The sequence below is a fragment of the Sphingobacterium prati genome (genome assembly GCF_013167215.1).
GTDB classification, from domain to species: domain Bacteria; phylum Bacteroidota; class Bacteroidia; order Sphingobacteriales; family Sphingobacteriaceae; genus Sphingobacterium; species Sphingobacterium prati.
Genome location: NZ_JABJWY010000012.1, coordinates 1 through 24,916 on the forward strand (window position 1 = coordinate 1; position 24,916 = coordinate 24,916).

The window sequence follows — 24,916 nt, forward strand, 5'->3', positions numbered from 1 at the left end:
TTGCGGGGAACATGATTCCATCCGCTATCGCTATGATACAATGGTAGGAAAAGTCGCGGCCCGTGGCGAATAGGAATCCTGATGTAAAAGAGCTTCGAAAGTAACCTGAACATAAAGAACAAATGCAGGGAGGTGGGCGAAGCATGTTTAGGTATTTCGGGATTATATCTTCAGAAAAACAAATTCCGAATGGTTTTTCGGAGCGGTATATAACCGATAGTGCGATTATATTAGGATAGGACAAACTTCGACCATGCAGGCACATGGAAAAACGCGTCAGATCGTATGAGTAGGAGCCGACCTGCGTCGGGGGCTTCAAAAAAGCAGTTGAACATGGCTGGGAACAAAGGAAATCGAGAATGATCACAAGTATAGAGACCGTGAACTGAAAAGATTGGTACAAGGGGCGGCAAAAGAGCCTCACCGGGAGGGAACTATCACATGAAAAGGAATAAGCGTTGGAAGGCAGCAACAAAGGGCTGTGGGCTATACAAGTTATGGCCATACGTACGCAGAGCAGATCGGAGCAGCTACCGCAATTAGAGGTGGATAGCACTGTGCGGGTGAGTGAAAAAATAATCTCAAAATCACCTCATCAGATTAAAATAGAGCCATCATACTAACAAAAGACTTTAACCGATCAATGAGTAATTAAAAATGATTCTATTTCCTTTCTAGCATATTAAACTTGAACTAGATCAAAAAATTACGAAAAGAGGGCAAATGTATATAAGATGTTAAAGATATTGAATACTTTTATTCTAAATAAACATCATATTGGTCATGATAGATTATAACGAGCTTTTAAAACAGATAGAGCACTATTCTAATACTTATATTGTGGAAAACATATCTTCTTGCCATTGTTTCCACAACAGCCTACACACACATTCTGTAGTAAAGGCGGCAGAAGAAATTTCATCTTTTTATAAGTTAAACGATGAAGATCATTTTATCGTGATCAGCGCTGCTTATTTTCATGATCTAGGTTATGTAAAATCTGACAATGCGATTGGCCATGAGAAAAGAAGCGTGGAAATCACTTTGGACTTTCTGAAAGATAAAGGCATATCCGAAGATGTTAAAGAAAAAATCAAAGGCTGCATCCTGGCTACACGAATGCCTCAGGATCCAAACAACCTACTGGAACAAATTCTCTGTGATGCTGACTTGTTCCATTTTGGTAATGATGACTTTGAAAACAGGAACAAGCTTATGAAAGCCGAAGCCGAAGCTGTATTGGGAAAAGAAATTGACAAAGATGTCTGGCGTGCAGGTACAATAAAACTCTTGTCCAGCCATCATTACCATACAGATTATGCGCAACAAAAGCTCAACGCAAAAAAAGAACAGAACTTAAAAGAACTCGAACGAAAACAGGAAAAATCTAAGGCCAAGAAAAAAGAAGACAAAAAAGAAACAAAAAAAGAGAAAGACAAAAGCGCCAAACCCGAACGTGGTATAGAGACGATGTTCCGGATAACATCGTCCAACAACCAGCGCCTGAGCGACATGGCTGACAATAAAGCCAACATATTATTAACTGTCAATTCTATTATTCTATCCGTTGTTATTGCAGTGCTATTTAGAAAATTAGATAGTAACGAGCATCTGATCTTCCCAACGATTATCCTCACTGTCATCGTTGTGGCAACTATGGTTATGGCCATATTATCGACTATCCCCAAAATACCCGCTGGAAAATTTTCAAAACAGGAGATCGAAGATAAAACCGTCAATCTATTATTTTTCGGGAACTTCTACAAAATGAAACTCGACGACTATAATGATGGGATGCAAAAAGTAATGATCGACTCGGAATTTTTATACGGTATGCTTACAAAAGACGTTTATTCCCAAGGTGTCGTTCTGGGCAGAAAATACAAGTTATTACGTTATGCTTATGGCATCTTTATGTTTGGCCTGGTCATCTCTGTTATTTCATTTGTTATTGCAACACTCTTATAATATAGATACAGCTCTTTTAACCGCATTATTCCTTAGATTATTTTTCGAATGAAAAAAAAAGACCTATATATCAATAGAGATATCAGTTGGCTTTCCTTTAATGACAGGGTACTTACCGAAGCAGGGCGCCCCGCAGTACCATTGTTGGAGAAATTACAGTTCCTCGCCATTTTTTCGTCAAACTTAGATGAGTTCTACCGTGTACGGATGCCTGTATTAATGGCATGGAAGAAAATTAAAAAAAACACTACTGACCAAGTCGTCCCGAATCTTGATATTGGAACGTATAAAAAAGCATCCAAAATTATCGATAAACAACAGGAAAAATTTGGACTCTTTTTAACTGATATTATTCAGCAATTAGCTGCCGAAAATATTATCCTGATCTATAACCAAGAGATTCCATTAGCGGTGAAATCTCTTGCAGCCAAATATTTTTTTAGCACGATTGCTTCTTATCTGCAAATCATTCCTGTTAACGAAGAATTCACTTTTTTCCCGATCAACAACCGCCTGTACTTTGCACTGACAGGCAATAATACGGCTGATCTGTTCATTGTCAATATACCCGCAGATCGCATTAATCGGTTCTTCACCTGCCAGGTCAATTCCAAAACATATGTTGTCTTCATCGACGATATCATTAAACTATTTTTACCCAACGTAATAAAAGACAAGAGTTTAAATTTTTACTCCTTTAAAATCACGCGAGATGCTGAGCTTAATTTGCAAGATGAATTTGATGGTGATATCGCTCAGAAAATAGAGGCAGAAGTCAATAAAAGAGATCTTGGTTACGCAACCCGATTCTTACATCAGCCGGGTTTTCCAGAGCAGCTCGTCGAAAGACTTGCAGTTCTTTTTGACCTACGGAAAAGTAGTATTGTCGCCGGAGGATATTACCATAATCTGAAGGACTTTTTCTCCTTCCCAATAAAACGGGAAGCATTGTCCTTCCCGAAACAGCAACAGATAGAAGTACATCAGGATTTCGAACATTCCCTTTTTGACCAGCTCGATCAGAAAGATATATTGATCTGTACTCCTTATGAATCATTTGATCCCATTCTTCGATTTTTTAATGAAGCGGCTATCGATCCCCAGGTTGCGGAAATCCACACTACACTCTATCGAATTGCTGGTGATTCGCGTATCGCCCAAGCGTTGGCTACTGCAGCAAAGAATGGCAAGAAAGTGAATGTATTTGTTGAATTAAAAGCACGTTTCGACGAAGCCAATAACATACATTGGTCCAAAATTATGAAGGAACAGGGGGTGAGAATCAGCTATAGCATCCCCAATCTCAAAGTGCATGCTAAAATTGCACTTGTCAAACGAAAAGATGGAAAAGAAAGCGCTTTATTCGGGACTGGCAACTTAAACGAGAAGACCGCCACCGTGTATACCGATTATTTCTTGATGACATCCAATCAACTGCTGACAGCAGAACTAGGAAAGCTTTTTGAGTTTTTACCCAATAGAAAGAAACCAAGCAGTCTAACAGATATTTTATTTCAGCACCTATTGGTAGCACAATTCAATCTAAAGCAGACTTTCATCGGGCTGATCGACGAAGCAATTGCTCAGTTCAAGCAAGGAATAGCTACTTCGATAAAAATTAAGTTAAACAATTTAGAGGAAGAATCGTTAATCAATAAATTGTATGAAGCTAGCCAAGCCGGCGTAAAGGTACAATTGTTAGTCAGAGGAATCTGTCGGCTTAAACCTCAAGTAAAAGGATTAAGTGAAAATATCAAAGTTAAACGGATCGTAGGTCGCTATTTAGAGCATGGGAGAATCTTTATATTTCACTATGGAGATGATACAAAGGTATATCTAGGCTCTTCCGATTGGATGAATCGCAATATCTACCGTCGGATAGAAACCTGTTTTCCAATACTGGAAACAGTATTATCCAAAAAGATTCAGCAGCTCTTCGAAATCCAGTTCGCTGACGATATCGAAGCCAATTTTATTGATGACCTGGGGCAAAACATACCTATAGCACATCCGATTGGCAATAAATCGCAACAACAAATTGTTGATTACTTAAACAACTAAATTGATGAAAAACTCAACACGACTATCAGCTTTTGCATTGGGAATAATTTCTACGGTATTACTAGCTTGCAACCCCAGTAATGCAAACAAAGAAGGCACAGCTAACTTTACGGACACAACAGCAGACAAAAAACCGCAACAGGCAATTCCTTATAAATTGCTGTCCGGCGAAAAAATAAGTTTACCCAATGAGCTGCTCGAAATATCAGGTATCGCATTTCTAGAGGGGCAGGATGAAGAGATTTATGCCATTCAAGATGAACAAGGATTACTTTTTAAATACCATTTACCTACACAGAAACTCACATTCAGCCAATTCGGAAAAGATGGTGATTACGAAGACATTGGTATTAGCAAAACACATTTCTTTGTTTTAAAGAGCAATGGCAGTGTCTATTCCTTTCCAATGACAGATAAAGATAACATACAGGCGGTCGCTGAGCAAAAAGACATTCTTCCCAAGGGCGAATATGAAGGACTTTATGTAGATAAAGCAGCTAACCTCGCCTATGTTCTCTGCAAAGAATGCCGGGTAGACAAAAAACGATCACAAACAACTGGATATATTTTTTCCATTGGAACTGATGGCAAATTCAGTTCAAAAGGCGAATTTTCGATCCAAGTCGATGAGTTAAAGAAACTTGATCCCGAGATTAAAAAGACCTTCAAACCTTCAGCACTTGCAAAGAAAACCGACAGCAATGAATGGTATATTTTATCCTCCATTGACAAGGCGCTCGTTGTAACGGACGAAAACTTCAAAGTCAAATCCTTAACGCCGCTGGATCCAAAACTATTTCCTCAACCAGAAGGGATCAACTTTGATTCAAAATCCAATCTTTATATCAGTAGTGAAGCCGGTGATCAGGACAAAGGAATCATTTATAAATTTGAAAAATAATAAGCATGCAACGGGTCTTACCATTCCTTTTACTTTTTTTCACCGCACAAGCTTATTCCCAGCAGAAGAACAAGTCGACCTTGGCAGCTGAAGCACACAACGACAAACCTTTGACACAAGCCGTGATAAAAGACAGTACTACTGTCGTAGCAAATGCAAAGTATGGACAGGCGGGCAAATTTAAAAAATCATTTCTAGGAGAAAACTACCGCAAAGAATGGGCTGCCGAGACCTCATTACCAATACTTCAGCTATCTAAATTATTTGGTGGTCTAACGCCCATAAAACAGGGTGGGGGTATGCAATCCGTATCACTTCGATTGACCGATCCAACAGGAAGAGAATGGGCCCTTCGATCAGTAAATAAACGAACAGAGTCTTTGATTCCAGAAGAATTGCACGGAACCTTTGTACAGGATGTCTTAGATGATGCGACGAGTGCGCAACACCCTTATTCCGCGCTGATGATCCCAGCACTGGCCAATGCTGTCAATGTCCCACATGCACATCCTATTATAGGATTTGTCGCACCGGATCCAATCCTTGGCGAATATGCAGCACTATTCGAAAATACTGTTGCCCTATTGGAAGAACGGGAACCGCTGGGCGACTCTGACAATAGTGCTAAAGCGGTGCGCAAACTCCAGGAAGACAATGACGATAATTTTAAACCCAAGGCATACCTCAGAGCACGTATGTTGGACGTGATGGTAAGCGACTGGGACCGTCATGAAGATCAATGGCGCTGGTATAATGAAAATCAGGATACGAACGATAAAGACAAAGACTATATTCCCATTCCCCGTGACCGCGATCAGGCCTTACGTGTTACACAGGGATTCTTGATGAAAGATATTTACCAACGATTTGTAAATCCTGTTATGCAAGGATTTACGATGGGCATTCCAAATATCAGATATTCCCTTTTTAAATCCAGGTTTTTAAATGCACATCCCAGCAATCAGCTCTCCCACAAAGAATGGACAAAAGAAGTAGACCAATTTGTCGCCCGATTGACCGATTCAGTACTCTGGCAGTCTGTCAGCAGCTTACCCCAGTCATCCATAGCGATTCGGGGCGAACAGATTTTCCGCACCCTTCAGAGCAGACGTGATGCCCTGCCCACCGCAATGGAACAATATTATCGCTTTATCAATAATATTGTAGATATCCATTTCAGTGATAAGAACGAAAAGGTAGACATCGTCAGCACCAAAGACAAGGGGTTAAAAATCAAGGTATCCAAAATCAACAAAGATGGACAGGTGACTAAAACTTTGATGGACAAAGTTTATGAAAAAAAATTGACGAAAGAGATCCGTTTATACCTTTCTGAAGGTCAGGACTCGTTGTCAATAAATAATACCAATTCTCCGATAAAACTGCGAATTATTGGTGATAGTCTGCCAAAGACCTATATAATCGACAATAGCAAATCAAAGATAAAGCTCTATGAGAACACATCCAATTCAACGTTTATAGGAGAAAAAAGCCGAGTTAAGCTACACCGCGGTAAGGATAGCGTGAATACAGCGTTTGTCCCCGTGAATTTATACAATTCCTGGTTACCATTGTTAACAGCTGGTTACAATGCTGATGATGGTTTTTCTTTAGGGCTTGGTGCAGCATATACCCATCAGCGGGGATTTAGGAAAGTGCCTTTTACCTATAAACAACAGATTACAATCGCTACGGCATTCCGGACAGGTGCCTATAAAATTCATTATCGCGGTGAATGGGAAGATGTCATAGGCAACGCAGATTTCGTCATTGACGCACTGGCAAAAGCGCCCGACAATACGCAAAACTTTTTTGGCGTGGGCAACAATTCCTTGTTTTTAAAAGATCAGTATGGAGCAAAGTATTACCGTAGCCGATTCAATATTTTCAATATCAATCCACTACTGAGGTGGCATCCATCATCTACACTAAATTACGCTATCGGCCCCCATATCCAGTTCTATCATCTGGATCCCGTTGAAAATCAAGATCGTTTTATCTTGAATCCGCAGGCACTGCATTCTTACGACAGTCTCTCTATTACCAATGACAAGGCTTTCGCCGGATTAAATGCTTTTTTAACACAAGATACTCGTAATCGTAAAATCAATCCCAGTAAAGGAGTATTTGTCAAGGCTGCGCTGCAATCCTATTTAGGCTTAAATAAATATTCGCGGCATTCAGCACAGTTAAGTGCAGAAATGACGGGTTATTTTAGTGCAATTAACGAAGGTATTATATTTGCCAATAGGGTAGGAGGAGGAACAGTGGTGGGTAACCCCACATTCTATCAATATCTTTTTCTTGGTGGTCAGGAGAATCTACGTGGCTATCGCCAATACAGATTTGCTGGGGAACAAATGGTCTACAATAATCTGGAGGCCCGTGTTAAGATCCATGATATTAAAAGCTACGTTCTGCCTGGGGAGCTGGGCCTCATGGGCATGTACGATATCGGAAAAGTCTGGGCAAAAGACCATAACAGCTCCTCTATCCACCAAGGATTCGGCGGTGGACTTTATTATATCGTGGCAAATGCCTTGCCCCTCCACTTCGTGATGGCCAAATCCAACGAAGGCTGGTATCCTTATTTTAGTACAGGCTTCCGCTTCTAAACATATTTAATAAATGGAAATAAGGAAAGTACAACTAACAAAAGGCAAAAACACATTATATAAGCTCGAAAAAAAATATCATTTTGGACCTTTTTTTCGATACCTAGAATCCATTACCGAAAGTGGTGTATCTTCTGATGATATGATTCCATTATTTGCACTGGAGCGGATAAAAGAAATTGAACATGTCAGCGGGAAGCTATCGAAACACAACCTAAGTGCCAATAAAGATATTTTACAGCTCATCTATAGCCTCTCAGTATCTCTTATAGATACTGATCCTAAACGATATTGGGCGCTTGCTACGCCACTTGCAGAAGAAACGTTTTATGGGACTAATGCTTTTTTTGACCTCTGGAAAAATAGATTGGAGGAACAGGATATCCAGGATCAAATGCAAGATGAAGATACCCTAAACAATCAGGAAAAACTGATATATGCGCTTATTTTCGACCGATTATACGGGCTGCCTGCCAAAGAAAATAATACAATTGTTTATCATCATTTAAATGAAAAGGGCGAAATCATCGATTATTATGATCTAAATATAGATTTCAAATTTGTTGATATTAAGCCAAAAAAAGAACTTCCCAAATTCGATTTGGGAAATCTGACCAAAAACAGCAATGATGCTTCTTTGTTCGACTGGAATCATGTCGTTAATGCAATTAAGATAGAAGATTTTGAATTATCCGGGTTCACCGTTCTCACTGTCAAAAAAAGTAGCCTCGAACATACTAGTAAGAGAATACAGTCTATTTTATTGAATCTTGCAACATACAACTATCATCTCTTTTTGTCAGATCTGGAGAAAATTATTGCTCCGATCCTAAAGGGCAGGGATACAATTTTCAGCCTATTTCCATTTTTTCAGTTAAATGGCCTACCTTTTTTTGATTATTCCATTACAAATAAAAGTATTTTAATTTCCGAAGCATACGCCAGCAACAGCTATACCAACATCAATCCGCAAGTTGCAAACTACTTAAAACATCCGCATCTTATTTTTTACAATACCCTAGATGCCATTAAAAATACAACATCGATTTTCGATGAGCGAATCAAGGCGTCCGGGGTCAAGACCTATCGGTGTATTCCATTGATACATAACCATGCCTTATCCGGGATTATGGAAGTTTACAGCCGTCAGTTGGATCAATTGGATAATGAAACCATTCAATCCCTTCGCGCGCTTGTGCCGCTATTGTCTCAGCTATCATATGACGTCACGACAGAGTTCAAGAAACGCATTGACGAAATCACTATTAACCGGTTTACAACAATCCATCCGGCCGTACAATGGAAGTTTAATCATGTTGCAGCGCAATATATTCAGGAACTGGAAAATGATGAACAGAATGCACATATCAAACCTGTTATTTTCGAAGAAGTCTATCCTCTTTATGGTGCTATAGATGTAAAGGATTCTACCGTTATCCGCAACGCATCTATTTTAAAAGATTTTAGTTTCAAAGTGAAACAACTGGCTCTTCTTATTGACGAACTATCCAGGGACGGCAAACATCAGCTTCTTATTGATTTTTCCAAACGTGTAGAACAGATTACCGGATCGCTAGAACAAATCTCATTTGATGAATCCATGGTCAAGATCATTGAATTCTTCAGAAAAGATGTACAACCATTTCTCGAGGCGGCGAGAAGAGAGTTCTCAACAAAGCAGGCCATTATCGAACATTATGCCAAGCACTTTTTCACCAATCGTGAAACCGGGGAATTTTATAGAAATGAATTTGAATCCTCATTATGGAAGATAAATCATATCATCAGTAAGGAGCTCAATCATTTCAACAGTTTCATCCAGGGCAATTATCCATCATATTTTCAAAAATTCAGAACCGACGGGATCGAGTACGATATCTATATAGGAGAATCCATTACACCACAGCAGACCTTCAGCAAAGAATTTATCAATATCTTTAGGCGACAGCAGATTATCTCCATGGCCCGTATTGCACTGAAAACACATCACGCAAAACAGGATTTACCAATTCCTTTGGAGACTACACAGCTTATTTTCATCAACCCACACAGTATTGATATCAGCTTTCGGGAAGACGAGCGTCGATTTGATGTTGAAGGATCATTGAATATCCGTTACGAAATCATCAAAAAAAGAATAGATAAAATACGGGTAAAACGGACCAAGGAAAGGCTCACCCAGGTCAACAACATTGCCATTGTCTATCTTTCGGATGAGATCTTAGAAGACCTTAACCTAAGTATACAGGCTATTTATGATATGGGCATCATTGAAAGTACCATAGAACACCTCAGACTGGAGGACGTGCAAGGAATTGTAGGTTTGAAAGCGATTCGTCTTACAGTAAACTTAAACTACCGAGATTTCTCCTAAATTTGCAGAAATCTCTCTCGATTTAGTAGAGCGTAAATAGGGGAATTATTTAATAACAGTATTACGATGATAACTGATGCCAACTATTTTTACTTAAGCGATTTGCTTGGCACCTTATTTTTTGCGATATCGGGCACTTTATCCGCGAAGCGTAAGGACATCGATATTTTTGGGGCTGCATTCTTGGGCTTTGTAACGGCTATTGGTGGCGGATCCATGCGCGATGTATTTCTAAATTTACGCCCCGCTTGGGTAAATGACAGCAATTATCTTATTGCGATATTCTTAGGCATTTTAATTGCGATCATCTTCAATAGGCAGCTCTATGGTTATTATCGAACCCTGACACTTTTTGATGCGATAGGAATCAGTTTCTTCACGATCTTAGGCGTGCAAAAGTCGTTGAACTACGAAAGTAATGTCTATGCAGCCATCATCTTTGGTATGTTTACCGCTGTGTGTGGGGGTATGATACGAGATATCCTCCTCAATGAGACGCCTTTGATCTTCAAAAAGGAGGTCTATGCTACCGCCTGTTTGGCAGGCGGATTAATTTATATTCTGCTGGTTCACCTCGATCTTGATTTATCTTGGGCAGCCTTTATTGCTGCTGCTGTAGTTTTCTTGATTCGAATGACTGCGGTCAAATACCGGCTATATCTTCCCCGGCTTGATTGAGTATGGCGCGGAAATTTAGCTTCAATTGGTAGAAGCATGCAACACATTCTCTATATTATCATCCGGTATTCCTATTGATAGCAAAAGAAAAAGCGTTAGTGTGACTAACGCTTTTTCTTTTGCTGTGGGAATTTCATTTTATAGCTCACCCGGATATTTCCTTTGGCAATCGCATCCAATTTACCTTTCAACATCGTTTTCTTAAGCGTACTCAATTTGTCTGTAAACAGCTTCCCTTCAAGATGGTCATATTCGTGTTGAACAACACGTGCTGCCAATCCAGTCAGGTCCACTTCGTGCTCCTCAAAATTCTCGTCTAAATAATTGATACGAATATTTTTATGACGAAGTACGTCTTCATTAATATCAGGAATACTCAGGCAGCCTTCTCCAAAAGCCCATTTTTCACCAGACTCCTCGACCATAATTGGATTGATGAAAACTCTTTTGAAAGATTTGAGCATTTCTTTATTCTCTTCGTCATCTTCCGCAAACGGCGTCGCATCAATAACAAACATACGTATTGGCAAACCTACTTGCGGTGCCGCAATTCCAACACCATGTGCAGCATACATGGTATCAAACATATCATCTATCAATTTCTTTAAATCAGGATAGTCTTCATCTATTTCCTCAGCAACCTTTCGTAATACAGGGTCGCCATACGCCACTATCGGAAGTTTCATATATAAATAATTATTATAAGTGTCGATTGTCATTGGTACAAATGAAGTCGTCGCACTTAGTTTGTTAAAGTCCTATGAAATATGCTGTATAAATTATATAACACAAATTTTTTTTCGCCTGCAGCTGCTTAGCCCGCATCGGTGCTATGCTTTTTAAGCATGGATATTTCACAGTACAATCATATTTTGCACAAAGATACGGATAATTATTAAAAGCGAATATTTCGCCAGAACTTCCATAAGAGTTACTTTTGTTTTATGAATCCATCTTTTAAAGATCTTGTTATCCGGTTCAAAATCGAACTTGAACGTCACCTAGCAGTGCGGTTACCCCTGATCGAACGAGATGGTTATCTACAAATGGAGTCTTCTGAATTAACAAAAAAGATCTTTCTTTATCCCAACGAAAGACGGTTACGGTTTCAGGGGCCCGAAGAGGGCATTCATATAGACGAGGATATATTAGCACAAAAATTCGACCTCATTGTTCAGCGCATCGTTGCCAAATGGAAGAATAATCGTCGTATCTACGCACGGAAAACAATCGTTGCACGGATTGATAAAAAAGTCAGTCAGCAGTTCCTCGTGGAACATCACTTACAAACTCCACTTCCGGGAAAATACAGATACGGACTATATGAGCAGGGCGAACTCGTGTCCATAGCTGTTTTTTCCGGAGGGCGCCGTATGAACGATAAAAATGACGAATACCGTTCTTTTGAATTATTGCGCTTTTGCAATAAATCTGGCTATAACGTAATTGGCGGACTAAGCAAATTAATCAAGGCTTTTTCGAAAGACTTTTCCCCAGGGGATATCATGACTTATACCGACAGGGACTGGAATCAGCATTCTTCCTTAGAAAAAATCGGCTTCACGATAAAAGAAATTACAGCTCCTATCACCTTCTGGGTTGCAGGAGCACATAGATATACTTATCGTAACGAAGAAGAGCTGATTGTATTAATGGATCAGGCTCCACTTGGCTTTCCAAAGGAAAACATGGGAAGCATCAAGATGATTTTATATATAAAATAAGCTAAATTGTGTATATTGTACACTGTAATAATTTGAAAAATAAATAATCAAAAAATAATAACGTTATGAAGAGAAAACTTCGCATGGGTATGGTCGGAGGCGGAAATGACGCCTTTATTGGTGCTGTACACCGCATCGCCGCTTTTATGGATGGAAAGATTGAATTGGTTTGTGGCGCATTTAGCATTGATCCACAGATTTCAAAACAATCTGGAGAAGACTTATTTGTAGCTCCTGAGCGTGTCTATCTCAATTACGAAGAGATGATCGAAAAAGAATCTTTGCTTCCTGAGGGGGAGCGTATGGATTTTGTAACGATCGTTACTCCAAACTTTCTACATTTTGCTCCAGCTAAATTAGCTTTGGAAAAAGGCTTTGATGTTGTTGTTGAAAAGCCAATGACTGTATCTGTTGAAGAAGCAAAAGAATTACAGGAGACTGTAGAGCGTACAGGCCGTACATTATGTTTGACGCATACCTATTCCGGTTATCCGATGGTAAAGCAGGCCAAAGCGATGGTAAAAGAAGGTCACTTTGGTAAAATAAGAAAAATTGTTGTTGAATATCCACAGGGCTGGTTGAGCCGTTTAACCGAACGCGAAGGCAATGCTGGCGCGGCTTGGCGCGCGGATCCAAAACGCTCGGGCAAGTCGTTGGTCATGGGTGATATCGGTACACACGTAGCTCATCTTGCGGAATATGTGTCGGGATTAAAAATCGAAGAGTTATGTGCTGATTTAACAACATTTGTTGAAGGCCGATTATTGGATGATGATGGCTCCGTATTATTGCGTTTCCAAAACGGTGCCAAAGGCGTATTAATGGCATCACAAATTTCGGCAGGAGAAGAGAACGCTGTTCGTATACGTATTTATGGCGAAAAAGGCGGGTTGGAATGGGCCAACGAAGACCCGAACAACCTGATCATCAAAATGCTTGATCAACCTCGCCAGCTGTACCGTACAGGAAATGCATACGCTGCGCCGTATACATTGAGTTCGTTTGCAACGCATAATACACGTGTGCCTGCTGGTCACCCAGAAGGTCTATTGGAATCTTTTGCTAATATCTATCGCAACTTTGCGGCAACAGTTACTGCAAAACGTGAAGGAAGAACTCCAACTGCGGAAGAACAAGACTTTCCAACAGTTTATGACGGGGTCAGAGGTATGGCCTTCATCGATACTGTCGTAAAAAATAATGAAGGAACAGAAAAATGGACTAAATTTGTTCTGTGATAGACAGACTAAAACCTATACTTTCTCTTTTGGAACAACAATCAGTTCCAAAAGAGAAAGTTATCGTTATCCTCGGGCCCACAGCCTCCGGCAAGACCAAACTGGCAGTACAACTTGCCCAACAAATTGATGCCGAAATTATCAGTGCCGATTCCCGTCAAATTTACCGACGCATGGATATTGGAACTGGAAAAGACCTTACTGAATACCAAGGCATTCCATATCATCTCATCGATATACAAGAACCGGGAGCAAAATACAATCTTGGAAATTTTATTGCAGACTTCTATCAAGCCCATCAGTCCATTTTAAAGAAGGGCAAGCACACGATCCTCTGCGGCGGAACGGGTTTATATTTACAGAGTGTTATCCAACAGACTCCCTATGCACTAGTTCCCAGTATAATAGGGTTCAAAGAGTCTCTCGCTGGGAAGACAACACCTGAATTGATGGAACTACTAAGCACCTATGCATGTCCCTTGGATTTTCAGATAGACCATTCCACGAATAAACGTATTGTCCGTGCCATCGAGATACTGGAATTTCTCCAACAAAACCCAGAGTTTAAAGCCAAACAGCAAGCTCCAGAAGCCCTTGTCATTGGTTTAAATCCCCCATTAGAAAAAAGGCGAGAAAGTATTAGTAAGCGATTAAATGAGCGAATCAAAAGCGGTTTTCTACAAGAAGTCGAACAATTACTGATCGAGGGAGTTTCTCATGACCAGCTGCAATATTATGGTTTAGAGTACAAGTATGCCTCCTTATATCTCCTTGGGCAAGTGGATTATACGACCTTTTTCACCAAAATGGAAACGGAAATACACCGGTATGCCAAACGTCAAATGACTTACTTTCGAAAAATGGAAAAAGATGGGATCAAGATCCATTGGATATAAACAAAAAAGGGCTAGTATGACTACTAACCCTTTTCGTTAATCTCTTTCTATTACAACTTGATTTCCTCGTCTTTCGCATTGAAAAAGTGGAATTCAGTTAGATAATATGACGTCATTGGATTTACTTTAATCCATTTACCGTACTTCATAAACCATTTCATTCTTTTAGAAATCAAACCAGACTTAATGTAGGCGTCTATGTATGGGTGAACACATAAGGTCACCTTTTTCTCATTCTGTTCTTGAAGAATAAAACTCAAATTATTTTCAATATCATCCATTAGGACAATACTTGATCGGATTTCACCTGTACCATCACAAGCCGGACATTTCTCGTTTGTGACAATATTCATTTCAGGTCTTACACGCTGACGGGTGATCTGCACCAGGCCAAATTTACTTGGTGGCAAAATCGTATGCCTCGCCCTATCCGACACCATACATTCTTTTAAGAATGTATACAACTCTTTTCGGTGATTGGGCTTATGCATATCAATGAAATCGATGACTACAATTCCCCCCATATCACGCAGGCGCAGTTGCCGCGCAATTTCCTTTGCTGCTTCCATATTGACCAGCAATGCATTATCTTCCTGATTCTCCTTATTGGCAGAACGGTTACCACTATTGACATCGATTACATGCAGGGCTTCGGTATGCTCAATAACGAGATACGCGCCGCCAGGCAAAGTAACAGTCTTGCCAAAAGCTGCCTTGATTTGCTTTTCAACTCCGAAATGGTCGAAAATTGGTTCTTTATGTTTGTAAAGCTTTACAATTTTCTCCAGATCTGGAGATATATCGTGTATATATGATTTTGTTTCTTCGAAGATCGAAGGATCATTAACATAAATATGCGAGAACTCATCCGTTAGGATATCCCGTAGAATAGTGGATGCACGATCCATTTCGCCGAGAACCTTTTGTGGTGGTTCAGCATTACGAAGACGTTTGGTAAATAGCTCCCATTTTGAGATCAGGTCCAATAAGTCACGTTGCAGTTCTTCGACACCCTTTCCTTCGGAGACTGTACGGATGATTACACCAAAATTAGCTGGTTTAATACCTTCGACAATCTTTTTGAGGCGGTTGCGTTCGTTACTACCTTTGATACGCTTGGAAATGGAAACAGTACTTGAGAAAGGCACCAAAACGACAAAACGACCTGCAATTGAAAGGTCTGAGCTCAGACGAGGTCCTTTTGTTGAGATGGGTTCTTTGGCGATTTGTACTGGCACGAGCATATTTTTGCTCAAGACATCAGAGATCTTACCAGCTTTATCGATATCCTTTTCAAGTTTTAAACTATTGAGCAGTTTCTCTTGATAACTGCCATTCTTTACGATACGCGTAAGCTTTAGCAAAGATTGAACTTGGGGACCCAAATCTAAATAGTGTAGAAAAGCGTCCTTTTCGTAGCCTACATCTACGAAAGCCGCATTTAGCCCCGGCATAATCCGTTTAATCCGTCCGAGATAAATATCCCCAACGGCAAAATTGTTATTTGCGGGCTCACGGTTAAGTTCAACGAGCTGCTTGTCCTGTAGTAAAGCAATAGTTACCCCTTTATCAGGAGTTGAATCGATAATTAATTCCTTTACCAAAAGCTACTCATTTTTGATACCTATGCAATATCCTATCGCAATTTTCGGTATCCGATTAAACATTTAAAGAACGTTGTTACGAAAAAAACAATCTACACATCCATAAAGACATGTAGATCGTTTCGTAAAGCTATCTCAGCAAAATGGGCCAAGATGTTTAAAAGCTTATCACAAGATTATTTTTTCTTGTGTCTATTTTTTCTTAAACGTTTTTTACGTTTGTGAGTAGCCATCTTGTGTCTTTTTCTTTTTTTTCCGCTTGGCATAGCTAAATTTTTTAATGATTATAAAATAATAAATTAATTACTTGCTCAATTCCGCAATCTTGCGATCGATGAATTGTGATAGGGATGGATCAGCAGCCAGCTCTTTACTTTTTTGAAAAGCAGTGACGGCCTCTTTTTTCATCCCAATATTTTCATAGCCTGTGGCTAAGTAAAAGTATGACTCTGCATCGGGCTTCTGATCGATAACGGTCTTAAAACGCTCGATGGCTTTGTCAAACTGCCGGGACTGTAATGAAAACAGTCCTAAAGTTTTATTCGCTTCTAAATTTTTAGGATCAGCAGCAACAACTTCCCGTAATAAAGCAATACCTGCCATTGGGTTGTTTGTTCCTGATACCATTGCGGCACCTAATCCTGTTTTTGCATCCAGACTACTTGAATTCGCTTTTAGCGCTGCCTCATACGCATGAATTGCATTTTGATTGAGTGCTTGGGCTAAAGTAGAATCTTGCAAATTCGTATAAGCAGCACGATAAGCATTACCAGCTTTCAACCAATATTCAAATTGAGGGGAAACCTTTGCCATTTCCTCATACACAAATGCCTGAGGGGCTGGTTTTGCGACGTCGTCCCACTTATCTGCCAACTGTTGCAACAGCTTTACCTTATCTTCACCAGAAGCTTTTGCAACTTGGGCCTCAATATCGGAAATTTCTTTGACTAAACTAGCATCTAAACCTTGTTTTGTCATCGAAGAGATATTTTCCAAGTTTACTTCATTGGAAGGTTTCGATTCAGATGCTGCAGCAGTTTGTTTTTCTTTGTCCACCAAACCTTTAATAGGCTGCGCAAATAGCACAGCAACCAAGGCTACAACTGCTCCTATGACTATTATTTGTTTGGTTTTTGCCATTTTAATCTGTTTTAAGATTATTTATTGCCATTTTTTACTTTCTCAACGAAAATCTTAGCTGGCTTGAAGCTAGGGACAAAATGCTCTGGAATAATGATTGCTGTATTTTTTGAAATGTTTCTTGCAGTCTTCTCAGCTCTTTTTTTGACTACGAAGCTACCAAAACCTCTTACATATACATTTTCTCCTCCGATCATTGCGTTTTTGACAACTTTGAAGAACGCCTCTACGGTCTCTTGAACATCTACCTTCTCTAAGCCAGTTTTGTTAGAGATTTCTGCAATAATTTCTGCTTTAGTCATATCTATTTTACTGTAATTATTTATTTTTCAACCCTTAAGCCAACTAATGTTTGGGGATGCAAAAGTATTGTTTTAAAATGAGGAATGGAAATTATTTAAACACTTTTTTGATAAATAACCTTCCAAAAGCCAAACATTTACAATCAATTAACGCGATTTCACATCCAACAAATGCTGAAATAAATCTCAAAAATAAAAACAATTTCCTAATTTACAACAAGTTGATTCATTGGATGTCATAGAAAATTCAAGATATGCCAATTGCATGACTAATACGGTCCAAATCTTCGGATGTATGATGTGCATTGACTACAATCCTATTCAATAATGGGTCTGTAGGGAGTGGATAGGGGAAACTCGAGACCAGTATACCGGCTTCCATCAGCCTTGCATATAGGCTGGTATCATTGGAAGAAAAGACTGGAAAATTGTCAATACTATTTAAATATCCGTCCGAAAGTGATCCGAAATAGCGAATGTTCGCCTGCAATTTTTCAAATTGTTTACGATAGATGTGTTCAGCATTTAAAAAAGCAAAGAGGCTCGCGGGGGAACTGGGAGAGGCTCCCGTATAAAAATTTGATTTTTTAAACTGTTCAATCCGTTTCGCACTGGCCAAGATCAGTCCCGCATCTGTGCCTAGCCCCTTTGCCAAGGAAGCAACAACAATCAATTCTATATTTACCCCTAGAAAACCACAGTCAGCGACCGAAATGTCATTTTCACGCAGTATACCAATACCGTGAGAATCATCCAGGATTAAGGTAACTTTCTTCGTTGCCGAAACGTTCTTAAAAACCGAGAAGTCATATCGTTCAGGTGTCATATTATCCAAGCTATTACTCACGACAACAAAAGAGGTCGCTCTGGATTGATTGATATAGTCCACTGTACTTAAACTCCAAGTGCTAAAATCGCCCGTTACAGCAGGATTTACGTCAAGCCATAAAGAGGGATGGCAGGAGGGAGCGTAAAGCAGCTCACCCTCCTTTGATAACATTTTGACAACAAATTGCGTCGCCAAATAGCCACTTGACAGCAATAATCCGGCGCCAAAACCAAACCGCATAGCCGCATATTGTTCAGCTTGATCAAATATAGCCTGCTGAACATTATTATTGCGCGAAGTCCCGTTATTAACACCATACCGTCTTACTCCCTCAATAAAGAGTTCGGCATATGCTTTATCCGTTGCCAGCCCCAGGTAGGAGGTCCCTCCAAAAAAGAGGTATTCCTTTTCATCCAGATATATGGACCGCCCGGTAGGCTGATTAAGTTTTGTGAAATTTATCATTTTAACCATGGAGCCCTGCTGCATGCAGAGATTATAATCAATAATACGTATTTGGATTGGCCCATCAAATTGTAACAGAAATATTCGTCCCTACTCCTCAGCTCCGCTTATGACCAAAGAGTAGCATTGCAGGTGCCTTTTACCTCCTTCATTTGCCAATGAACGAAGAGTCGATTAGTGCCCCAGAAAGGTCCTTAATGCTCTGACCGGCCTATCTGGGGTAAGCTGTAAGTACTTCCGGATTAGCGATATGCTGTGGTGTTCCTTGTGCGAAATTAACAATATTTTCAAATGCCAACCTAAACAGCTGTTCATAGCCAGCTACTTCCACATAGCCTAAATGGGGAGAGCAGATGACATTGGGCATTTGCAACAATGGATAATTAGGATCCGTGATCGGTTCGGACTCATAGACGTCCAGAGCAGCGGCGCCTGGAGTTCCCGTTTTCAACGCGTCCAGCAACGCCCCTTGTTCAACCAACTCCGCACGCGAAGTATTCACGAATAGCGCCGAAGATTTCATTGAACTTAGGTCTTCCAGTTTTACGATACCTCGAGTTTGTGGCACCAATCGCAGGTGCAAGGTTACTACATCGGCAAAATGGAAAAAATCTGATTTATTGGATGCGGCTAAGAATCCATCCTTCACCGCCTCTTCCCGTGAACATTCGCTGCCCCATACGATCACTTCCGCACCAAAGGCTTTGGCATATTGGGCGATCAGCCGGCCTATTTTACCGTAGCCCCATATCCCCACTGTTTTTCCTGCCACTGACTGCCCGATATTCATTTGCCATTGCCCTGTTTGCATTGCTGAAATTGCTTGCGGCAGTTTCCGCAAAGCATTCATAATTAATAGCCAGGTCAGTTCGGCGGGAGCGGTTGGGGATCCCGCACTTTCTGCGACAGCAACCTGATAAGCATTACAGGTCGTCAGGTCAAGATGATTAGAAATTTTTCCGGTTTGGCTGATAAGTCGGAGGTTTGGCAGCTTACTGAGCAGCTCGGCAGAGATTTTCGTTCGTTCCCTAATCAGTACCAACGCTTCCGTGTTTTTAAGCTTTTCCGCCAATTCACGGGGATCTGTATAGGATTGATTCAATATCTGAACATCATGACCATCAAGTATTTTGAAACAATCCAACTGTCGGACAGCGTCTTGATAGTCATCTAAAATGGTAATTCGCATCTTTCTGTGACTTAATTTACATCGATCGTTTATGGCGACCGGTTTTCATTTTAAGTATTAATTTACAGCATAAAATCGGAATACTACATTTCGTCATGATATTTTGACATTTCATCCACTCTTTTTCGTAGAATCAATTGCTCCATTTCATTTTTGGATAAAAGTCAATAAAATGAAGCTGCTATTAACCTTACTATTTTTAGGTATCACCACCGTTTTCGCTCAGTCTATTCTCAAAGGCAGGGTAGTAGAGAAAAATAGTAAACCTATCTATTTAGTTAATGTTTATATTGAAGGCACCTACGACGGGAGCACAACAGACTCGCTCGGAAATTTTACTTTTGAAACCAATGAGAAGGGACCGAAAACAATAAAAGCTTCTGTCCTAACCCGGCCATTGTACAGCAAACTCATCGTATTACCACATAAGGAACTTTTGGTTATTCAATTGCAGGACAGTGAGAATCGATTGCAGGAGGTCAGTATTCAGGCAGGAGTCCTTCAAGCCAACAGCTCTGGTAGAAACTCGGTGATGAGCCCTTTGGATATTGTCACCACGGCGGGAAGTATGGGCAATATCATCAGTGCCCTGGCAACATTACCGGGGGCACAAGTTGCGGGAGAAAACGGACGCCTTATGGTTCACGGCGGAGATGCATCCGAGACACAGACCTATATCAACGGAATACGAGTCGCACAACCCTATACCGCAACCCCAAATGAAGTTCCTGTTAGGGGTCGATTCTCACCAATGCTTTTTAAAGGAGTGAATTTTTCCACAGGCGGTTATTCTGCCGAATTTGGTAATGCCTTATCCAGCATTTTAGCCCTTAGTAAAGAAAATACCATTGAACAGCCGAAAACAGAGCTCTCTTTATCCTCTCTAGGATTAGGTCTAGGGCATACATTACAATGGGGAAAAAACTCACTTAGCCGAATACACAGGGCACTTATGAGCGTAGAGCAATTGTACCGACAGCTAAACGTTTTGTTTTTTTAGGCTATTTCTGGACAATAAGCAAAAATGAGAACGACAATCAACTTGACAATCTATAACAATCAACAATTCATCATCAAAATATGCCGTTTCATCCAAAATTATTCCCATTTGCAAGCAACTATCGGCAATTTCACTGGAGTTCAAAAAGATATGAACCAGCTATCGAAGAATCAAAAATGTTAACTACAAAACGAAAGATCATGAAATCAATTATTACCGTCATTATCTGTCTCATAAGCAGCACTACATTTGCGCAAAGCAATTATGAAAAAAGCATGGGGCAAGCCATGAGCTTATGGCGATCAGGGGAGATACAGAAAGCGTCCGCACTACTGGAACGAATTAGCCAAGCCGAAAAGGACAATTGGATTCCGGCTTATTATCAGGCCATGATCCTAACGGCAGCCGCTTTCAGGGAAAAGGACAAGGAAGCGCAGATGAGATATATACAATCTGCCGAAACCATCCTGAACAACGGTTTACAGGAAAATAATTCAGAATGGCTGGTATTGAAAGCAATGAACACAACAGCATTAATGGTAACGGATCCAATGACAAAAGCCAAAGAGCTATCGCCAGTTATTATCAGTTTATACAAAAAAGCGCTAGCAATAACGCCTAATAATCCCCGTGCGGTGTTAGGATTAGCCGAATTCCAAATGAACGCCAAAAAATATTTCAATCAGGACAGCAGTAAAGAATGTGAGGATGTGAAGAAAGCAGTATCTTTATTCAATGAAGAAAAAGTGACCGTTCCATTTTCTCCCTCATGGGGTAAAGACCGGGCAGAACAAATACTGAAAGTGTGCAAATAATATTGCTGTGAAGAAATTACCATTTAAAGCCATCATTCAGGCCATATTAGCAAGTATGGTTATCTGCTTCTATTTTGGATTTGTGGCCAAGCTCGATCATAAAGATATCCCTTGGTTATCCATCATCTTGCATCCTAATATGGCTAGAGGCTTATCGTATGGTTTTTTTCTTTTTTTGAGTCATGGTTATTTATCAAAATGGGTGGCGAACAAGTATCCAAACAGTAAAGATTTTGGGAAAAAGATGATTGTATTTTATAGTGTCAGTTTTCTCTTGACCATACTGGTCGTTTTTATTGTTAATGCTTTTTTTTCCGGCCTGTTTAATTTGGGTGGTTCTCAAAACTTCAACCACCGTTTTTACCATTTCATTCATCAAGAACGTATTGTTTACTACTTCCAAATTGCGATTATCTCATGGTTTATTTCAATGCTGTTTTTTGGATTCTATTTTTATAAAAGGTTCAAAGACTATCAAATTAAAGAATCGGAGCAGGAAAAACAACAGATAACAGCCCAATTCGAATCTTTAAAAAACCAATTGGATCCACACTTTCTGTTCAACAGTTTAAACGTGCTGAATGGGCTGATTGAAGAGGATACCAAAAAGGCAAGCCTGTTTACAACAGACCTATCAAGGATATATCGCTATGTACTGGAACATAAAGACAAGAGTCTTATTAGCTTACAGGAAGAGTTGACCTTTTCAAAAGCCTATTTGAATCTTCTGAGCCTACGGTTTGAAGCGAGTATCCAGATTGATCTACATATTCACGAAGACGAGAGCAGTGGTTGTATTTTACCGCTTTCTCTCCAATTACTCATCGAGAATGTAGTTAAGCATAACATAATTTCTTTAAAGACCCCCTTAATGTTGAAGATTTATCGTAAAAACGATTATTTATATGTTGAGAACAATCTACAAAAAAAGAAAGTGCTCAACAGCAACGCTGGCATCGGTTTGAAAAATATCCAGGAGCGTTATGCATTACTGTCCGATCGACCAGTTTACATCCAGGAAAGCGATGATACATTTTCTGTTGGACTACCGATTATTGCCGAAACAGCAGCATGAAAACCAGTTCATTTAAAACAAGTCAATGCCAATAGCATTTTACGACAAGGATCAATCCTGTTCAAGAGACCATTAAATAAAACAAAGAAAATACCAGTAGCAATTAAATGTTATAAGCAGCAGGTAGGATCCGAATCCGAAATAAATAAACCACTCAAGGATCAGACGATCAATGAGAACGAAAATATGCAATGAAAATATTAATTATAGAAGACGAACTTCCCTCCGCGAGATTGCTCCGAAGAAAATTGGAACGGCTCGGTTACACCGTGTCAGCAACACTGCAAACCGTAGAAGAATCAATTGAATGGTTTAGGTCAAATGACGAACCTGATCTACTTTTTATGGACATTCAACTTGCCGATGGCGTATCGTTTGAGATCCTCGAACAGATAAAACCTAGTTCGGCCATCATTTTCACGACAGCGTATGATGAATATATGTTACGAGCATTTAAACAAAATAGTGTTGATTACCTGTTAAAGCCGATTGAAGATGAAGAACTGGAAAACGCGATTGAAAAGTTTCTGCAGTTTAGGCGTCCAGTCTCTCCACTTGATCCAGCAACTTTTGAGGCATTATTTAAAAATACCACCCAAGCATTTAAGGAGCGTTTTACCATCAGGATCGGCCAAAACCTCATGGTTGTGACCACCCGACAGATCGAGTGCATTTACAGCGAAAACAAAGGCACCTATTTATATACCAATGAAAATGGGAATTATCTGTTCGACCAAACACTGGATGCCTTAACCCCACAATTATCGCCCAAAGATTTCTTCAGGATCAACCGAAGTGCTATCGTGCATTTTGATGCCATCAAAAACATCGCCGTGCACTCCAATGCGAGATTAAAAATATACCTCAAGCATTATGAATCTGACGAGCTGATCGTTTCGAGGGAGAAAGTCGCTGCTTTCAAAAATTGGCTAGATAAATAACTAGAATTGAGTGCACAATTTACTGTTCGTAAAGCTATTAAATCACACACATGCATCCAGACAGCACTCATCGAGCAAGCACCTGGTGGCTAGCTACATATTGAGTCTGTAGTTCAACGGAATACTGAATCTTAGCGATACGGCAAACCCCTTCATTGGCCGGTAATCCTTTTTGTCTTTAATGGAAAAACCATATCCAAAATCAATATCCAGAAGTGTCGCCAGACTGACGCCCAATTTGGGGGTAAAGGTATAAGGCGTTATTTCCGTACGCAAAAACGGAGTCAGTACATAGGTTTGCGGATAATATGTGATGGCCCCTTCTGGAATGACCGCAAATTTCTTTTGAGTCCAGGTGAAGTTGGCAGTAGCATCTGCCCGCAGAATGTTATCGCCCAAGAATGGAACTGCAAAATACGCTCCCGTTTTAATGATACTTCCCTTTTGAAACTGGTAACTGAGGGTTGGACCGATCAGATGATCCTGCGCCATTACCTTTTTTCCAAAAGCAAGCAGAATAATCATACAGCCAATCCAAAGTATACTTCTATTTTGCATAATTCCTGATTAATAAAGATGATAATTCAAAGGTATATTCACCCCTACAGATACTGTAAAACCATCTATTGGCTTGAAATTCTTCTTCGTGTTGTAATCGAATCCATAACCTACACCCAAGTCCACAATAGAGAATAAACTTGCTCCGACCTTAGGCGTGATGGTATAAGGCGTCAATTCAGCCTTGACAAACGGGAACAGGACAAAATCATTCAGATAATAAGTAAACCCCAGTTCGGGAATTACGGTTGTTTTGTTTTCCATCCAGCTAAAATTAGCACCGGCATCTATTTTCATGTACTGAAAGTCGTTGGGTGCAAATAGGCCCCAACCCGAAACTTTTAGAAAATTACCATTCTGATACTGGTATCCCACCGAAGGTCCCCAGATCCATCTATTATGTTCCTCCCAAGCTTTTTTCTGTGCGTTTACTAGAAAGAATGAACAACATAGTACGATAAATAACGATAGTGTTTTTAGTTTCATCCAGCTAAATTACAAACTATAATCATATTTTATGAATACAACAGGCGCCGCCCGGAA

Annotated in this window: 21 protein-coding genes; 13 read left to right on the top strand and 8 right to left on the bottom strand. The window is 40.0% G+C overall.

Annotated elements, in window-relative coordinates; genetic code table 11:
• Positions 1-783 precede the first annotated feature (783 nt).
• The 6 genes from HPC41_RS02765 to HPC41_RS02790 all read left to right on the top strand — a co-directional run bounded on the left by HPC41_RS02765 (position 784) and on the right by HPC41_RS02790 (position 10,597).
• Positions 784-1,968: a Pycsar system effector family protein gene (locus HPC41_RS02765; RefSeq protein WP_216660641.1), complete on the top strand. Its 1,185-nt coding sequence runs from the start codon at positions 784-786 to the stop codon at positions 1,966-1,968.
• A gap of 48 nt (positions 1,969-2,016) precedes the next feature.
• The gene (ppk1, locus tag HPC41_RS02770; RefSeq protein WP_172392471.1) at positions 2,017-4,029 is read left to right on the top strand and encodes a polyphosphate kinase 1; all 2,013 of its coding nucleotides are present in this window, start codon (positions 2,017-2,019) and stop codon (positions 4,027-4,029) included.
• 4 nt (positions 4,030-4,033) lie between these two features.
• Complete coding sequence (locus HPC41_RS02775) at positions 4,034-4,930, top strand: hypothetical protein (RefSeq protein WP_172392472.1); 897 nt, start codon at positions 4,034-4,036, stop codon at positions 4,928-4,930.
• 5 nt (positions 4,931-4,935) lie between these two features.
• Positions 4,936-7,545, top strand: a complete 2,610-nt coding sequence (locus HPC41_RS02780) for a BamA/TamA family outer membrane protein (protein ID WP_172392473.1) — start codon at positions 4,936-4,938, stop codon at positions 7,543-7,545.
• A gap of 13 nt (positions 7,546-7,558) precedes the next feature.
• Positions 7,559-9,919, top strand: coding sequence for a GAF domain-containing protein (locus HPC41_RS02785; RefSeq protein ID WP_172392474.1), 2,361 nt, complete (start codon positions 7,559-7,561; stop codon positions 9,917-9,919).
• 66 nt (positions 9,920-9,985) lie between these two features.
• Positions 9,986-10,597, top strand: coding sequence for a trimeric intracellular cation channel family protein (locus HPC41_RS02790; RefSeq protein ID WP_172392475.1), 612 nt, complete (start codon positions 9,986-9,988; stop codon positions 10,595-10,597).
• Positions 10,598-10,701: 104 nt separating this feature from the next.
• Here HPC41_RS02790 and def read toward each other — a convergent pair whose 3' ends face one another.
• Positions 10,702-11,283: a peptide deformylase gene (def, locus tag HPC41_RS02795; protein WP_108635483.1), complete on the bottom strand. Its 582-nt coding sequence runs from the start codon at positions 11,281-11,283 to the stop codon at positions 10,702-10,704.
• A 258-nt stretch (positions 11,284-11,541) separates the two neighbouring features.
• On the opposite strand from def, the gene HPC41_RS02800 reads away from it, so the two are divergent.
• The 3 genes from HPC41_RS02800 (at position 11,542) to miaA (ending at position 14,455) form a co-directional block, all read left to right on the top strand.
• Positions 11,542-12,321 (top strand): hypothetical protein, encoded by a 780-nt coding sequence (locus HPC41_RS02800; RefSeq protein ID WP_172392476.1) that lies wholly within the window; start codon positions 11,542-11,544, stop codon positions 12,319-12,321.
• A gap of 65 nt (positions 12,322-12,386) precedes the next feature.
• Complete coding sequence (locus HPC41_RS02805; RefSeq protein WP_172392477.1) at positions 12,387-13,559, top strand: Gfo/Idh/MocA family protein; 1,173 nt, start codon at positions 12,387-12,389, stop codon at positions 13,557-13,559.
• 29 nt (positions 13,560-13,588) lie between these two features.
• The gene (miaA, locus tag HPC41_RS02810) at positions 13,589-14,455 is read left to right on the top strand and encodes a tRNA (adenosine(37)-N6)-dimethylallyltransferase MiaA (RefSeq protein WP_216660642.1); all 867 of its coding nucleotides are present in this window, start codon (positions 13,589-13,591) and stop codon (positions 14,453-14,455) included.
• A gap of 50 nt (positions 14,456-14,505) precedes the next feature.
• On the opposite strand, the gene HPC41_RS02815 is transcribed toward miaA, so the two are convergent.
• The 5 genes from HPC41_RS02815 to HPC41_RS02835 form a co-directional block, all read right to left on the bottom strand.
• Complete coding sequence (locus tag HPC41_RS02815) at positions 14,506-16,059, bottom strand: Rne/Rng family ribonuclease (RefSeq protein ID WP_077436961.1); 1,554 nt, start codon at positions 16,057-16,059, stop codon at positions 14,506-14,508.
• A gap of 303 nt (positions 16,060-16,362) precedes the next feature.
• A complete protein-coding gene (locus HPC41_RS02820) occupies positions 16,363-17,199 on the bottom strand; it encodes a tetratricopeptide repeat protein (protein WP_172392479.1) in 837 nt (278 codons plus the stop codon).
• A 17-nt stretch (positions 17,200-17,216) separates the two neighbouring features.
• A complete protein-coding gene (locus HPC41_RS02825) occupies positions 17,217-17,501 on the bottom strand; it encodes an HU family DNA-binding protein (RefSeq protein ID WP_028071165.1) in 285 nt (94 codons plus the stop codon).
• 247 nt (positions 17,502-17,748) lie between these two features.
• A complete protein-coding gene (locus HPC41_RS02830; RefSeq protein ID WP_172392480.1) occupies positions 17,749-18,795 on the bottom strand; it encodes a PLP-dependent aminotransferase family protein in 1,047 nt (348 codons plus the stop codon).
• 211 nt (positions 18,796-19,006) lie between these two features.
• Positions 19,007-19,984, bottom strand: a complete 978-nt coding sequence (locus tag HPC41_RS02835) for a D-2-hydroxyacid dehydrogenase family protein (protein ID WP_172392481.1) — start codon at positions 19,982-19,984, stop codon at positions 19,007-19,009.
• 172 nt (positions 19,985-20,156) lie between these two features.
• Between HPC41_RS02835 and HPC41_RS02840 the strand changes: the two genes are divergently transcribed.
• From HPC41_RS02840 to HPC41_RS02855, 4 genes are all read left to right on the top strand, one after another.
• The gene (locus HPC41_RS02840) at positions 20,157-20,984 is read left to right on the top strand and encodes a carboxypeptidase-like regulatory domain-containing protein (protein ID WP_172392482.1); all 828 of its coding nucleotides are present in this window, start codon (positions 20,157-20,159) and stop codon (positions 20,982-20,984) included.
• A 200-nt stretch (positions 20,985-21,184) separates the two neighbouring features.
• Positions 21,185-21,799 carry a tetratricopeptide repeat protein gene (locus HPC41_RS02845; protein WP_172392483.1) on the top strand — a complete coding sequence of 205 codons (615 nt, stop codon included), beginning with the start codon at positions 21,185-21,187 and terminating at the stop codon, positions 21,797-21,799.
• A 7-nt stretch (positions 21,800-21,806) separates the two neighbouring features.
• Positions 21,807-22,874, top strand: coding sequence for a sensor histidine kinase (locus HPC41_RS25675; RefSeq protein WP_172392484.1), 1,068 nt, complete (start codon positions 21,807-21,809; stop codon positions 22,872-22,874).
• Between the two features lie 191 nt (positions 22,875-23,065).
• Complete coding sequence (locus HPC41_RS02855; protein WP_172392485.1) at positions 23,066-23,815, top strand: LytR/AlgR family response regulator transcription factor; 750 nt, start codon at positions 23,066-23,068, stop codon at positions 23,813-23,815.
• A 93-nt stretch (positions 23,816-23,908) separates the two neighbouring features.
• On the opposite strand, the gene HPC41_RS02860 is transcribed toward HPC41_RS02855, so the two are convergent.
• Together HPC41_RS02860 and HPC41_RS02865 are read right to left on the bottom strand one after the other, a co-directional pair.
• Positions 23,909-24,373, bottom strand: a complete 465-nt coding sequence (locus HPC41_RS02860) for a hypothetical protein (protein ID WP_172392486.1) — start codon at positions 24,371-24,373, stop codon at positions 23,909-23,911.
• Positions 24,374-24,382: 9 nt separating this feature from the next.
• Positions 24,383-24,859 (bottom strand): hypothetical protein, encoded by a 477-nt coding sequence (locus HPC41_RS02865; protein ID WP_246250322.1) that lies wholly within the window; start codon positions 24,857-24,859, stop codon positions 24,383-24,385.
• Positions 24,860-24,916: the final 57 nt, after the last annotated feature.